General features: G+C 72.2%; 12 protein-coding genes. 4 read left to right on the top strand and 8 right to left on the bottom strand.

What is annotated here, in order from left to right:
* Positions 1-154: 154 nt before the first annotated feature.
* The 4 genes from ACIBW6_RS14040 to ACIBW6_RS14055 are packed head-to-tail and all read right to left on the bottom strand — an operon-like array spanning position 155 to position 3,321.
* Positions 155-601 (bottom strand): Fur family transcriptional regulator, encoded by a 447-nt coding sequence (locus tag ACIBW6_RS14040; RefSeq protein ID WP_399059702.1) that lies wholly within the window; start codon positions 599-601, stop codon positions 155-157.
* Between the two features lie 25 nt (positions 602-626).
* Positions 627-1,511 (bottom strand): metal ABC transporter permease, encoded by an 885-nt coding sequence (locus ACIBW6_RS14045; protein ID WP_399059529.1) that lies wholly within the window; start codon positions 1,509-1,511, stop codon positions 627-629.
* 11 nt (positions 1,512-1,522) lie between these two features.
* A complete protein-coding gene (locus ACIBW6_RS14050) occupies positions 1,523-2,290 on the bottom strand; it encodes a metal ABC transporter ATP-binding protein (protein ID WP_399059703.1) in 768 nt (255 codons plus the stop codon).
* Positions 2,291-2,325: 35 nt separating this feature from the next.
* A complete protein-coding gene (locus ACIBW6_RS14055; protein WP_399059530.1) occupies positions 2,326-3,321 on the bottom strand; it encodes a metal ABC transporter substrate-binding protein in 996 nt (331 codons plus the stop codon).
* A 169-nt stretch (positions 3,322-3,490) separates the two neighbouring features.
* On the opposite strand from ACIBW6_RS14055, the gene ACIBW6_RS14060 reads away from it, so the two are divergent.
* Positions 3,491-4,873, top strand: a complete 1,383-nt coding sequence (locus ACIBW6_RS14060; protein WP_399059531.1) for a glycine--tRNA ligase — start codon at positions 3,491-3,493, stop codon at positions 4,871-4,873.
* Between the two features lie 190 nt (positions 4,874-5,063).
* Here the strand turns inward: ACIBW6_RS14060 and ACIBW6_RS14065 are convergent, their stop codons facing one another.
* From ACIBW6_RS14065 to ACIBW6_RS14075, 3 genes are all read right to left on the bottom strand, one after another.
* On the bottom strand, positions 5,064-5,651 hold the full coding sequence (locus ACIBW6_RS14065; protein WP_399059532.1) for a TetR family transcriptional regulator: 588 nt from the start codon (positions 5,649-5,651) through the stop codon (positions 5,064-5,066).
* A gap of 22 nt (positions 5,652-5,673) precedes the next feature.
* A complete protein-coding gene (locus tag ACIBW6_RS14070) occupies positions 5,674-6,708 on the bottom strand; it encodes an aldo/keto reductase (RefSeq protein ID WP_399059533.1) in 1,035 nt (344 codons plus the stop codon).
* Positions 6,709-6,858: 150 nt separating this feature from the next.
* Positions 6,859-8,289 (bottom strand): MFS transporter, encoded by a 1,431-nt coding sequence (locus ACIBW6_RS14075; RefSeq protein WP_399059534.1) that lies wholly within the window; start codon positions 8,287-8,289, stop codon positions 6,859-6,861.
* A 112-nt stretch (positions 8,290-8,401) separates the two neighbouring features.
* On the opposite strand from ACIBW6_RS14075, the gene ACIBW6_RS14080 reads away from it, so the two are divergent.
* The gene (locus ACIBW6_RS14080) at positions 8,402-9,283 is read left to right on the top strand and encodes a helix-turn-helix transcriptional regulator (RefSeq protein ID WP_399059535.1); all 882 of its coding nucleotides are present in this window, start codon (positions 8,402-8,404) and stop codon (positions 9,281-9,283) included.
* Between the two features lie 12 nt (positions 9,284-9,295).
* On the opposite strand, the gene ACIBW6_RS14085 is transcribed toward ACIBW6_RS14080, so the two are convergent.
* Complete coding sequence (locus ACIBW6_RS14085; protein ID WP_399059536.1) at positions 9,296-10,771, bottom strand: MFS transporter; 1,476 nt, start codon at positions 10,769-10,771, stop codon at positions 9,296-9,298.
* A gap of 148 nt (positions 10,772-10,919) precedes the next feature.
* Here ACIBW6_RS14085 and ACIBW6_RS14090 point away from each other — a divergent pair, with 148 nt between their 5' ends.
* Together ACIBW6_RS14090 and dusB are read left to right on the top strand one after the other, a co-directional pair.
* A complete protein-coding gene (locus ACIBW6_RS14090) occupies positions 10,920-11,801 on the top strand; it encodes a helix-turn-helix transcriptional regulator (RefSeq protein WP_399059537.1) in 882 nt (293 codons plus the stop codon).
* A 131-nt stretch (positions 11,802-11,932) separates the two neighbouring features.
* Positions 11,933-13,072, top strand: coding sequence for a tRNA dihydrouridine synthase DusB (dusB, locus tag ACIBW6_RS14095; protein WP_399059538.1), 1,140 nt, complete (start codon positions 11,933-11,935; stop codon positions 13,070-13,072).
* Positions 13,073-13,135: the final 63 nt, after the last annotated feature.

Below are 13,135 nucleotides of genomic sequence, written 5' to 3' on the forward strand. Positions count from 1 at the left end.
CGGCGGGGCTTCTCGCGCAGTTCCCCGCGCCCCTGAGATGCGCACTTCGTGCGCCATCTCATCGGGGAGCTGCGGCGAAGCCGCATGCTCCAGGGGCGCGGGGAACTGCGCGAGAAGCCCCCACCGGCCCGCACCCGGCGATGAAACCGCCCCGTCACCCCGCGCCGGCGCACTCCGCGCACGTGCCGAAGATCTCCACCGTGTGCGCCACGTTCACGTACCCGTGCTCGGAGGCGATCGCCTCCGCCCAGGACTCGACGGCCGGCCCCTCGACCTCCACCGCCTTGCCGCACACCCGGCACACCAGGTGATGGTGGTGGTCACCGGAGGAGCACCGCCGGTAGACGGCCTCGCCCTCGGACGTGCGCAGCACGTCCACCTCACCCGCGTCCGCGAGGGACTGCAGCGTGCGGTAGACCGTGGTCAGACCGACCGAGTCGCCCTTGTGCTTCAGGACGTCGTGCAGCTCCTGGGCGCTGCGGAACTCGTCCACCTCGTCGAGCGCCGCCGCCACGGCCGCGCGCTGGCGGGTCGACCTGCCTCGAACCGGGGCTGCCACGGGTTCCTCCTCACATCCCTGCCACGTACGTACGGCCGCCATTGTGCCAGGCGGCATGGGAGCCGGGTCAGATCCTGGCCGGGGCCTGCCCGGGGATCGAGCACTCCGCCGGGTCGCCCGCGACGGCCGCCGCCGCCCGCGCCCGGCGCCGGGCCAGCGGCGCGGCGAGCAGCGTCAGGGCGATGAAGACGCCGATGGTCAGCAGGACGATCGTCGCGCCGGGCGGCACGTCCTGGTAGTACGAGGTGACGGTGCCGCCCAGCGTCACCACGACGCCGATGGCCACCGAGACCACGAAGGTCGCCCGGAAGCTGCGGGTCAGCTGCTGCGCCGCCGCCACCGGGACCACCATGAGCGCCGAGACCAGGAGCAGGCCCACCACCCGCATCGCGACCGTCACGGTGACCGCGGCGGTGACCGCGATCAGCAGGTTCAGGGCGCGCACCGGCACCCCCGTGACCCGGGCGAACTCCTCGTCCTGGCTGACCGCGAAGAGCTGGCGGCGCAGCCCCACGGTGACCAGCACGACGAAGGCCGCGAGCAGGCAGATCGTGACGACGTCCTGCTGCGAGACCGTGGTGAGCGAGCCGAAGAGGTACGAGGTGAGGTTGGCGGTGGAGCCGCCCGGCGCGAGGTTGATGAACATCACGCCCGCGGCCATGCCGCCGTAGAAGAGCATGGCGAGCGCGATGTCGCCGCGCGTCCTGCCGTACCAGCGGATCAGCTCCATGAGCAGCGCGCCGAGGACGGAGACGAGCATCGCCGTCCACACCGGGGACATGGAGAAGAGGAAGCCGAGGCCGACCCCGGTCATCGCCACGTGGCCGATGCCGTCGCCCATCAGGGCCTGGCGGCGCTGGACCAGGTAGATGCCGATGGCGGGGGCGGTGACGCCGATGAGGACGGCGGCGAGCAGGGCCCGCTGCATGAAGGCGTAGTCGAGGAATTCCATGATCGTGCCCTCTAGCTCAGCAGTCCGGTACGGAAGGGTTCGGCGTCCGCCGCGGCGTGCGGGTGGACGTGGTCGTGGCCCGGCAGGGCGTGCTGCCCGACCGCCTTCGGCGGCGGCCCGTCGTGCAGGACGCAGCCGTCGCGCAGCACGACCGCGCGGTCGATCAGCGGTTCCAGCGGGCCGAGTTCGTGCAGGACGAGCAGGACGGAGGCGCCCGCCGCGACCTGCTCGCGCAGGGTGGCGGCGAGGATCTCCTGGCTGGCCAGGTCGACCCCGGCCATCGGCTCGTCCATGATCAGCAGCTCGGGTCGAGCGGCCAGGGCGCGGGCGATGAGCACGCGCTGGTGCTGGCCGCCGGAGAGCGCGTCGACCGAGTCCTTGGCGCGGTCGGCGAGGCCCACCATCTCCAGGGCGTCGCGCACCGCCGCCCGGTCGGCCGCCCGCAGGACGCCGAACCGGGCCCGGGAGAGCCTGCCGGAGGAGACGACCTCGGTGACGGTCGCGGGCACGCCGCCCGCGGCCGTCGTGCGCTGCGGCACGTAGCCGACGCGCGCCCACTGCCTGAAGCGCCGGCGCGGCGTGCCGAACAGCTCGATCTCGCCGCCGGTCAGCGGCACCTGGCCGATGATGCTGCGCACGGCCGTCGACTTGCCCGAGCCGTTCGCGCCGAGCAGGGCGACGACCTCGCCGCGGCCCACGGTCAGGTCGATACCGCGCAGCACCGGGCGCGCGCCCAGTTCGGCCGTCACCCCGCGCAGGGTGATGACGGGTTCGCTCATCTCGCTGCCGCCCTTCAACTCATCGCTCTTGTACGTCACTTGGCGCCGAGGGCCTTCTGCAGCGCGGCCAAGTTCGCCGTCATGACCTGGAGGTAGTCGTCACCCTTGGACTTCTCGGTGATGCCCTCGATCGGGTCGAGTACGGCAGTCCTGAGCTTCGCGTCGTCCGCCAGGGTCCTGGCCGTCTTGTCGCTGACGAGGGTCTCGTAGAAGACGGTCGTGACGCCGTCTGCCTTCGCCATCTTCTGGAGGTCCTTGACGCGGGCGGCGCTGGGCTCGCTCTCCGGGTCGAGGCCGCTGATGGCCTCCTCGGTGAGGCCGTAGCGCTCGGCGAGGTAGCCGAAGGCGGCGTGGGTGGTGATGAAGACCTTGGAGTCGGTGTCCTTCAGGCCGTCCCGGAACCGGGCGTCCAGGCCGTCCAGCTTCTTCACCAGCGCCGCGGTGTTCTTCTCGTAGTCCGCCGCGTGGTCCGGGTCGGCCTTCTCCAGCGCCTTGCCGACACCGGTCGCGACCTGCGCGTACTTCACCGGGTCGAGCCAGATGTGCGGGTCGGAACCTTCGCTGTCGTGGTCGTGCCCGTCGTCGGCCGCGTGCTCCTCGGCGTGGCCGCCGACCTCGCTGCCGTGCTTCTCCAGGTGGGTCAGGGAGGCCGCGTCGATCTTCGTCTCCGTGCCGGACTGGTCGATCGCCTCGTCCACCGCGGGCTGCAGGCCCTTCAGGTGGAGGGCGACGTCGGCCTCCTCGATCTGGGCCCGCTGCTGGGCGCTGACCTCCAGGTCGTGCGGCTCCTGGCCGGGCTCGGTGAGGTTGCGGACGGAGACGTGGTCGCCGCCGATCTGCTCCGCGAGGTACTGCATCGGGTAGAACGACGCCACCACGTCCAGCTTGCCGTCGCTCTTGCCGTCCGCCGCGTCGGAGGACGCGCAGGCGGAGAGGCCGACGAGGCCGAGCACCGTGGTGGCGGCGACGGCGGCGGTGGATATGAGGCGGCGGCGGGGGCGACGGGCCAGGCGTTCGTTCATGACAGTCATTTTCAACAAAACTGGAAACGATTGTCAACAAGGCGTTCGTCACGCTCGGTCCCGCTCTGTACCCCGGAACCGATTTGGTTGCAGGGGTGGGCCCGCCGGTAACCTGAAGCATTCGCTCCCGGAGCGCGTATCCAGCGAGCTTCAACGTCGTCGTAATGAAGAGAGCACCGTGGCCGCCGACAAGATCGACACCATCGTCAGCCTCAGCAAGCGCCGTGGCTTCGTCTACCCCTGCAGCGAGATCTACGGTGGTCAGCGCGCCGCCTGGGACTACGGTCCGCTGGGCGTGGAGCTGAAGGAGAACCTCAAGCGCCAGTGGTGGCGCTACATGGTCACCTCGCGCGAGGACGTCGTCGGCATCGACTCGTCGGTGATCCTGGCCACGGAGGTCTGGCAGGCGTCGGGCCACGTGGCCACGTTCACCGACCCGCTGACCGAGTGCACCTCCTGTCACAAGCGGTTCCGCGCGGACCACTTGGAGGAGGCGTACGAGGAGAAGAAGGGCCGCGCGCCGGAGAACGGCCTCGCGGACCTCACCTGCCCGAACTGCGGCAACAAGGGCACGTTCACCGAGCCCAAGCAGTTCTCCGGCCTGCTCTCCACGCACCTCGGCCCGACCCAGGACAGCGGCTCCGTCGCCTACCTCCGGCCCGAGACCGCGCAGGGCATCTTCACCAACTTCAGCCAGGTGCAGACGACTTCGCGGCGCAAGCCGCCGTTCGGCATCGCCCAGATGGGCAAGTCCTTCCGCAACGAGATCACGCCCGGCAACTTCATCTTCCGCACGCGCGAGTTCGAGCAGATGGAGATGGAGTTCTTCGTCAAGCCGGGCGAGGACGAGCAGTGGCAGGAGTACTGGATGGAGCAGCGCTGGAACTGGTACACCGGCCTGGGCCTGCGCGAGGAGAACATGCGCTGGTTCGAGCACCCGAAGGAGAAGCTCTCCCACTACTCCAAGCGCACCGCCGACATCGAGTACCGCTTCCGCTTCGGCGGCAGCGAATGGGGTGAGCTGGAGGGCGTCGCCAACCGCACGGACTACGACCTGTCCGCGCACTCCAAGGCCTCCGGCCAGGACCTCTCCTACTTCGACCAGGAGAAGGGCGAGCGGTACACGCCGTACGTCATCGAGCCGGCGGCCGGTGTCGGCCGCACCATGCTCGCCTTCATGCTCGACTCGTACTTCGAGGACGAGGCGCCCAACGCCAAGGGCAAGATGGAGAAGCGCACGGTCATGCGGTTCGACCCGCGCATCGCCCCGGTGAAGGTCGCGGTGCTCCCGCTCTCCCGCAACCCTGAGCTCTCCCCGAAGGCCAAGGGGCTCGCCCAGGCGCTGCGCCAGCACTGGAACATCGACTTCGACGACGCGGGTGCCATCGGCCGCCGCTACCGTCGCCAGGACGAGATCGGTACGCCGTTCTGCGTGACGGTCGACTTCGACACCCTTGAGGACAACGCGGTGACGGTGCGTGAGCGCGACACCATGAAGCAGGAGCGGGTGTCTCTCGACCAGATCGAGGGGTACCTTGCGTCGCGGCTGATCGGCTGCTGACGTTCCTCTACGTGGCTGAGGCCCTGGTCCGCCGGTATCCGGTGGGCCGGGGCCTTCGTCCTGTCACGGGGCTCCGCCCCGGACCCCGCTGCTCAATCGCCGCAGGGGCTTAATGGGGCGGCTCCGCCCCGGACCCCGCTGCTCAATCGCCGCAGGGGCTGGAAGAGGCCGCAGGGGCTTGAAAGGCGGCTCAGCGGGCCTCGATGCCGCGCAGGACCAGGGCCACCACCGCGTCGAACGCCGCCTGGCTGTCCGGCCTCGACCACTCCGGCGCGTGCACCGGGTCGTGGAAGTGGGCGGTGGCCTCCAGGACGGCGCGGGCCGTCACCGGGACGTCCGGCGCCTCGAACTCGCCCTGGGCGACGCCCTCGTGGAGGATCGCGCCGATCTGGCCGAGCAGTTCGTCGAGGTGCTCGTCGACCACGTCGCTGTTCTCGGTCGTGAGGACCGTGTACGTGGCGAACAGCTCGGGGTCGTCGCCCGCCTTGTGCTGCTTGGCCTCGAACAGGGCCGCCAGCCAGTGCCGCAGCTTGTCCGGGGGCGCCTCGTCCCCCGCGACGACGTCGGCCAGGACCCCGGTGGTGCGCTCCAGCCAGCGCCGGGTGACCGCGCCGCGCAGCTCGGCCTTGGTCCGGAAGTGGCGGTAGACCGAGCCGTGGCTGACGCCGAGCGCGCGGGCCACGTCGACCACGGTCGCCTTCGCGGCGCCGTGGCGGCGCAGCACCTCCTCGGTCGCGGCGAGGATGCGCTCGGGGGTCAGGGTCTCGGTCGGAGCCATGTACGTGACCGTACCGGGCGGGTCAGCCGCGCTCGCTGTCGAGGTGTGCCATCTGGGCCGCCGGGTAGCGCTCGCCGGCCGCCGCGTCGGCGGGGACCGCCGCCTCGATCGCGGCGAGGTCGGCGGCGTCGAGGGTGACGTCGAGCGCGCCGAGGGCCTCGGTGAGGCGGGTCCGGGTGCGGGCGCCGACCAGCGGGACGACGGCGGCCCCGTGCCGCTCACCCTGGGCGAGGACCCAGGCGATGGCGATCTGCGCGACGCTGACGCCCTTCTGCTCCGCGATCTTGCGGAGCTGCTCCACCAGGCCGAGGTTGTGGCGCAGGTTGTCGCCCTGGAAGCGGGGGCTCATGCCGCGGAAGTCGTTCGCCGCGAGGGTGCGGTCCTGCGTGAAGTGGCCGGAGATGAGACCGCGCGACAGGACGCCGTACGCGGTCACGCCGATGCCGAGCTCGCTGACGGTCGGCAGGATCGACTCCTCGATGCCGCGCGAGATCAGCGAGTACTCGATCTGGAGGTCGGAGATCGGGGCGGTGGCGGCGGCCCGCCGGATCGTCTCCGCGCCCACCTCGGACAGGCCGATGTGGCGGACGTGGCCCTCTTCGACCAGCTCGGCGATGGCGCCGACGGTCTCCTCGACGGGCACCTCCGGGTCGAGCCGGGCGATGCGGTAGACGTCGATGTGGTCGACGCCGAGCCGCTGGAGGCTGTACGCGGCGAAGTTCTTCACGGCCGCCGGGCGGCCGTCGTAGCCGCTCCAGCCGCCGTCCGGGTCGCGCAGCGCGCCGAACTTCACACTGGTCAGCGCCGCCTCGCGGGCCGCGGCCGGCGCCGTGCGCAGGGCCTCGCCGATCAGCATCTCGTTGTGACCCATGGCGTAGAAGTCGCCGGTGTCCAGGAGTGTCACCCCGGCGTCGAGGGCGGCGTGGATCGTGGCGATGGACTCGGCGCGGTCGGCGTCGCCGTAGAGCGCGGACATGCCCATGCAGCCGAGGCCGAGCGCGGAGACGCGGGGGCCGGTGGTGCCGAGGGGGCGCTGTGTTTCGGTGGGGAGGTTCATGTCCTCCACCTTGGCATGACAGGTGACAGATTTCAATATCTGTCACCTGTCATGTCGGTCGGCGTGCGGCCGGCGTGCGGCCGGGGTGCCGACGGGGGTGCCGACGGGGGTGTCGACGGGGGTGTGGCCCCTGTGCCCTCAGGTGTGCCCTCAGGCCACCTCGCGCGGCAGCCGCAGGCTCAGTCCCACCGTCAGTGCCACCGCCCCGAGCTGCACCAGCAACGTCGTGACCAGCGCGTCCCGCATGCCGACCGACGGGACCAAGGAGAGGAACAGCGTGCCGAGCGTGGCCACGCCGAGGGCCAGCGACGCCTGCTGGATCGTCGTCATCACGCCGCCACCGACACCCGCCCGCGCCGCCGGGACCTCCGAGAGGATGATCCGGAACAGGATCGGGAGCTGGAGCGCCTGCCCCGCGCCCGCGAGCGCCGCGCCCGGCAGGAGAGCGAGGACTCCGAAGTGCGGCCACGTCCCGTGCGCCGCCAGCGCGATCAGCGCCACCCCGGCCCCCTGGACCAGACCGCCCGCCGTCACCACCCGCGCCCCCCAGCGCGCCACGAGCCGCGGGCCGGCGAGCGAGGTCGCGAAGAACACCGCCGCCATCGGGGCGAGCGCCAGGCCCGCCGCGGTCGCGCCGAGCCGCTCGCCCTGCTGGAGCGCGACCGCGATCACGAACATGAACCCGCTGAAGCCGATGGAGAAGGGCACCACCAGGGCGAGCCCCCGGCGCAGCGGGACGAGCGCGAAGAGGGACGGCGGGATCAGCGGGGCGCCGCCCGTCCGGTCCGCCCGGCGCTCGACCTCGTAGAAGAGGTACGCGAGGAGCGGGAACGCGGCGAGCGAGAGCCAGGTCCACAGCGGCCAGCCCGCCGCCCGGCCCTCGGTCAGCGGGGCGAGCAGCGCGATCAGGGCGAGCGCGAGGAGCAGCGTGCCCGGCACGTCGACGCGCTCGGGGCGGGCCGAGCGGGTCTCCGGGACGGTGCGGAGCGCGAGGACGAGGGCCACGGCCACCACCGGCACGTTCACCAGGAACACCGCGCGCCAGCCCGAGCCGAACAGGTCCGCGGAGACGAGGACCCCGCCCAGCACCTGGCCCGCCACCATCGACAGGCCCGCCGTCGCCCCGTACATGCTCATGGCCTTGGCGCGGCGCGTGCCCGCCGTCGTCGCCTGGATGGTGGCGAGCACCTGCGGCAGCATCGCCGCCGACGCCGCGCCCTGCGCGATCCGGGCCGCCACGAGCGTCCCCGCGGTCGGGGCGAGACCGCAGGCGAGGGAGGTCAGGCCGAACGCGGCCATGCCGCCGACGAACAGCCTGCGGCGGCCGAGCTGGTCGCCGAGCCGGCCGCCCAGGACGAGCAGGACGGCGTAGGCGATGCCGTACCCGGCGACGACGAGTTCGAGGACCGGTTCGCTCGCCGACAGGTCGCGGGCCATGGTGGGCAGGGCGACGTTGACGATGAAGAAGTCGATGAGGGGCAGGGCGGCGCCGAGCAGCACGGTGAACAGCCCCGGGCCGCCGAGCGAGAGCCCGGGCGCCACGGTGCGGGCGACCGGCGGGGAGTGCGTCTGGGTGGTCATGTCACCGAGCGTCCGCCGTCGCCCAGGCGGGTACCAGAGTCTTCTTATCCTGGTAGAACCGCTACCCGGAAACAGCTTGGTCCCGGGCGCCGGACGGGTGGAGGCTGGAGCCATGACGACCACGACCATCATGACGCCGCAGGCGCGGCCGGCCGAGATCCGGCGTCACGAGCTGGCGGGGTTCCTGCGCAGCCGCCGCGAGCGCATCACGCCCGAGGAGGTGGGGCTGCCGCGCGGTAGGCGCCGCCGCACCCCGGGCCTGCGCCGCGAGGAGGTCGCGCAGCTCTCCGCGGTCGGGGTCACCTGGTACACGTGGCTGGAGCAGGGCCGCGCCATCCAGGTCTCGGCGCAGGTCCTCGACGCCCTCGCCCGCACCCTGCGGCTCGACGCGAGCGAACGCGCGCACCTGTTCGGCCTCGCGGGCGCGATCGACCCGACGCCGGCGGCGAACTGCCCGTCGCTCACCCCCGAACTGCGCGAGATGCTCGTCAAGTTGGAGCCGATGCCGGCCTGCGTGCAGAACGGCCGGTACGACATCCTCGCCTACAACCGCACCTACGGGCAGCTGCTCTGCGACCTGGACGCGGTCCCGGCCGAGGACCGGAACATGATGTTCCTCGCCTTCACGCACGAGCCGTGGCGCTCCGCCATCGTCGACCTCGACGCCGTGCTGCGCCTGATGGCCGCCAAGTTCCGCGCGGGCATGGCCGACCATCTCGCCGAGCCCGCCTGGAAACTGGTCCTCAAGCGGCTGCTCGACGAGTCCGCGCAGTTCCGGGAGGTCTGGGAGCGGCACGAGGTGGTGCGCTCGCAGACCAGCAAGGTCAAGCACTTCCTCAACCCGCACGTCGGCCTCGTCAACGTCGTGCACACCGATCTGTGGCTGGGCCGCGACAGCGGGGCGCGGCTGCTGACGTACACGGCGGCCGACGACGTCTCGCGGGCCCGCCTGGACCGGCTCCACGAGATCGCGGTGGGCCGGTCCGAGGCCTGACGGGACCGGGTCTCATGACCCGGAACCGGCAGCCGCCCGTGCCGTCGCCGCGTCGTCCGGCTCCGCCAGCCGCTCGGCCGTGGTCCGGGCCGTCCGGCGTGCCCAGCGCCCGCTGGTCAGCGCGCCCAGGACCAGCACGGCGAGCCCGCACCCGGCGATGATCCACCAGCAGCTCCGGCTCGCACCGACGAAGGCACGGGCGTACGAGGACCCGGCGACGCCCGACGCGAGGACCGCGCCGATCACCGCGACGCCGAGGGTCTGCCCGATCTGCCGGCTGGTGGAGGCGACGGCGGCGGCGACGCCGGCCTGGGCGCGCGGCATGCCGGAGACGGCCGTGTTGGTGATGGGCGCGTTGACGAAACCGAAGCCGATCCCGAACAGGACGTAGCCGACGAACAGCGTGGTGTTCGAGGTCTCGGCGTCGAACACCGCGAACAGCACGCCGCTCGCCGTCATCATCACGCCCGCGACCAGCAGGGGGAGCCGCGGCCCCCGGCTGCCGACGAGCCGCCCGGACAGCGGCGCGCAGACCAGCGTCATCACGGCCATCGGCAGCATCCACAGACCCGCCTGCAGCGCGTCGAGGCCGCGCACGTTCTGCAGGTAGAGCGTGGACAGGAAGAGGAAACCGCCGAGCGCGGCGAAGCCGCAGACCGCGATGACCGTCGCCCCGCTGAACGGCGCCGACCGGAAGAACCGCAGGTCGATGAGGGGCTCGGGGCGGCGCGGCTCGTACCGCAGCAGCCCGGCGAGCGCGGCGAGGGCGACCGCCGCACAGGCGAGGGTCCGCGCCGACGTCCAGCCGGCGTCCGGCGCCTCGATGATCGCGTACGTCAGCGAGCCGAGCAGGGCGATGACCAGGAGCTGGCCGACCGGGTCGGGGCGGCGGGCTTTGGGCGCCCGGGACTCGGGGACGTAGCGCAAGGTGAGCAGCAGGGCGGCGAGGCCGACGGGCAGGTTGATCCAGAAGATCGAGCGCCAGCCGACCGAGTCCACGAGCACCCCGCCCACCAGGGGGCCCGCCGCCATCGAGATGCCGACGACACCGCCCCACACCCCGATGGCGCGGGCGCGCTCCCGCGGATCGGTGAACGTGTTGGTGATGATCGACATCGCGACCGGGTTGAGCATCGAGCCGCCGACCGCCTGGAGCATCCGGAAGACGACGAGCGTCTCCAGGTTCGGCGCGAGCGAGCAGGCCACCGAGGCCGCCGTGAAGACCACCAGGCCCGTCATGAAGACCTTGCGCCGGCCGATCCGGTCGGCGGTCGAACCGGCCAGCATCAGCAGCGCGGCCAGGACCAGCGTGTAGGCGTCGATCGTCCACTGCATGCCCGAGAGCGTGGCGCCGAAGTCCTTCGCCATGGAGGGCAGGGCGACGTTCAGGACGGTGTTGTCGAGGCTGACGATCAGCAGGCTCATGCAGCAGATCGCCAGGACGAGCAGGCGCCTGCGGTGCGAGAGGGAATCGGATGTACCGGGCATGCAGTCGACGGTAGCCGGAAGGGGGCGGGAGTGGAGTGGGGAGACCATGCCCCCAGGGTCGGCCGCGGCCCGCCCGCGTTCCAGAGTCTCCTTATCGTGTTACAGGCAGTACCTGGCACCAGGATGGGCGCGGGAGCATCCTGAGAGCATGACGACCGAGACACGGACCCCGGCCGGGGCCGCCCCCGCCCCCTCGGCCGACGCGCTGCGCCGCGCCGAACTCGCCGCGTTCCTGCGCAGCCGCCGGGAGCGCGTCACCCCGGACCAGGTCGGCCTGCCGCACACTGCGCGCCGCCGCACCCCGGGCCTGCGCCGCGAGGAGGTCGCCCACCTCGCCTCGGTCGGCATCACCTGGTACACGTGGCTGGAGCAGGGCCGCGCCCTGAACGTCTCGGCCGGTGTGCTGGACGCCGTCACCCGCGCGCTGCGCATGGACCCCTCCGAGCGCGCCCACGCCTTCGCCCTCGCCGGGGCCGCCGATCCGCGCGCCGTGCCGGTCAGCCCGGCGGTCACGCCGACGGTGCTGCGCCTGCTCAAGCGCCTGGAGCCGTACCCGGCCGAGGTGAAGAACGCCCGGTACGACGTCCTCGCCCACAATGACGCCTACGCGGCCGTCTTCGGCGACCCCGCCGAACTCGACCCCGCGCACCGCAACGCCCTGTGGATGATGTTCAGATACGACCGCTGGCGCACGCGGTTCCTCGACCGGGACGTGATGCTGCCCGAGCTGATCGCCAAGTACCGCAAGGCGATGGCCGAGCACATCGGCGACCCCGCCTGGAAGGCGCCGGTCGACGAACTCCTCGCCGTCTCGCCCGAGTTCCGCGCCCTGTGGGAGCGGCGCGAGGTCGCGTCGATGGTCTCCCACGTCAAGCGCTACCAGCACGCCGAGGCCGGGTTGCTGCGCCTGGAGCACCGCCACATGTGGCTGGCGCCGGAGAACGGCGCCTACCGGGTCGTCGCGTACCTGCCCGCCGACGACGAGACCGAGGAGCGGCTGGAGGGGCTGGCCGCCGCCGTGGCGGGCTGACGCCCTGGCCGAGGGCTGGGCCGGCTGGGCCGGCTGGACCGGACGGCCCCCGGGCCGCTTCGGCGCCGGGGTGGCCGCGGACACAGGGCCATCCGTACCGGGGCCCGTCCGGCGTGCGGGAGAATGGGGGCATGACCGCTACGACCCCGCCCCTGTCCGTCGGACCGCACACCGTCGTCCCGCCCGTGGTCCTCGCGCCCATGGCCGGGATCACGAACGCACCCTTCCGCACTCTGTGCAGGGAGTTCTCCGGCGGCAAGGGACTGTTCGTCAGCGAGATGATCACCACGCGCGCACTGGTCGAGCGCAACGAGAAGACCATGCAGCTGATCCACTTCGACCCGACCGAGACACCCCGCTCGATCCAGCTCTACGGGGTCGACCCGGCCACCGTCGGCAAGGCCGTTCGCATGATCGCGGAGGAGGACCTCGCCGACCACATCGACCTGAACTTCGGCTGCCCCGTCCCCAAGGTCACCCGCAAGGGCGGCGGCTCCGCCCTGCCCTACAAGCGCCCCCTGCTCCGGGCCATCCTGCGGGAGGCCGTCACCGGGGCGGGGGACCTGCCGGTCACCATGAAGATGCGCAAGGGCATCGACGACGACCACATCACGTTCCTTGACGCCGGCCGGATCGCGGTCGAGGAGGGCGTCACCGCGATCGCGCTGCACGGGCGCACCGCGGCCCAGCACTACGGCGGCACCGCCGACTGGGACGCGATCGCGCGGCTGAAGGAGCACGTCCCGGAGATCCCCGTCCTCGGCAACGGCGACATCTGGTCGGCGGACGACGCGCTGCGCATGGTCCGCGAGACCGGGGTCGACGGGGTCGTCGTGGGCCGCGGCTGCCTGGGGCGGCCCTGGCTCTTTGCGGACCTGGTCGCGGCCTTCGAGGGGCGGCCCGAGCGGGTCCGGCCCACGCTGTCGGTGGTGGCGGACGCGATGGTGCGGCACGCGACGCTGCTCGGGGAGTGGATCGGGGACGAGGCGCGGGGCGTCATCGACTTCCGCAAGCATGTGGCCTGGTACCTCAAGGGGTTCGCGGTGGGGTCGGAGATGCGCAAGCGGCTGGCCGTCACGTCTTCTCTCGCCGAACTCCGTGCCGGGCTCGACGAGTTGGACCTGGAGCAGGAGTGGCCGCTCGGGGCGGACGGGCCCCGGGGGCGTACCTCCGGCAACAACCGGGTCGTCCTGCCGGACGGGTGGCTGCGGGATCCCTATGACTGGGCGGGGCTCTCCGAGGACGCGGAGCTCGACACGTCCGGGGGCTGACACCGCCGTCCCGGCCCTGCCCGGAATGATGTGACCCGGTGCCTCCCCGGTGGGGCCGGTCCC

It is taken from the genome of Streptomyces sp. NPDC049813, assembly GCF_044465085.1.
Lineage (GTDB): Bacteria > Actinomycetota > Actinomycetes > Streptomycetales > Streptomycetaceae > Streptomyces.

What these genes read in the sequence shown, in the direction of transcription:
- dusB (WP_399059538.1), top strand. Translation starts at nt 11,933, where the DNA reads ATGACCGCTACGACCCCGCCCCTGTCCGTCGGACCGCACACCGTCGTC.
- ACIBW6_RS14080 (WP_399059535.1), top strand. Translation starts at nt 8,402, where the DNA reads ATGACGACCACGACCATCATGACGCCGCAGGCGCGGCCGGCCGAGATC.
- ACIBW6_RS14055 (WP_399059530.1), bottom strand. Translation starts at nt 3,321, where the DNA reads ATGACTGTCATGAACGAACGCCTGGCCCGTCGCCCCCGCCGCCGCCTC.
- ACIBW6_RS14085 (WP_399059536.1), bottom strand. Translation starts at nt 10,771, where the DNA reads ATGCCCGGTACATCCGATTCCCTCTCGCACCGCAGGCGCCTGCTCGTC.
- ACIBW6_RS14065 (WP_399059532.1), bottom strand. Translation starts at nt 5,651, where the DNA reads ATGGCTCCGACCGAGACCCTGACCCCCGAGCGCATCCTCGCCGCGACC.
- ACIBW6_RS14090 (WP_399059537.1), top strand. Translation starts at nt 10,920, where the DNA reads ATGACGACCGAGACACGGACCCCGGCCGGGGCCGCCCCCGCCCCCTCG.
- ACIBW6_RS14050 (WP_399059703.1), bottom strand. Translation starts at nt 2,290, where the DNA reads ATGAGCGAACCCGTCATCACCCTGCGCGGGGTGACGGCCGAACTGGGC.
- ACIBW6_RS14045 (WP_399059529.1), bottom strand. Translation starts at nt 1,511, where the DNA reads ATGGAATTCCTCGACTACGCCTTCATGCAGCGGGCCCTGCTCGCCGCC.
- ACIBW6_RS14075 (WP_399059534.1), bottom strand. Translation starts at nt 8,289, where the DNA reads ATGACCACCCAGACGCACTCCCCGCCGGTCGCCCGCACCGTGGCGCCC.
- ACIBW6_RS14070 (WP_399059533.1), bottom strand. Translation starts at nt 6,708, where the DNA reads ATGAACCTCCCCACCGAAACACAGCGCCCCCTCGGCACCACCGGCCCC.
- ACIBW6_RS14040 (WP_399059702.1), bottom strand. Translation starts at nt 601, where the DNA reads ATGGCGGCCGTACGTACGTGGCAGGGATGTGAGGAGGAACCCGTGGCA.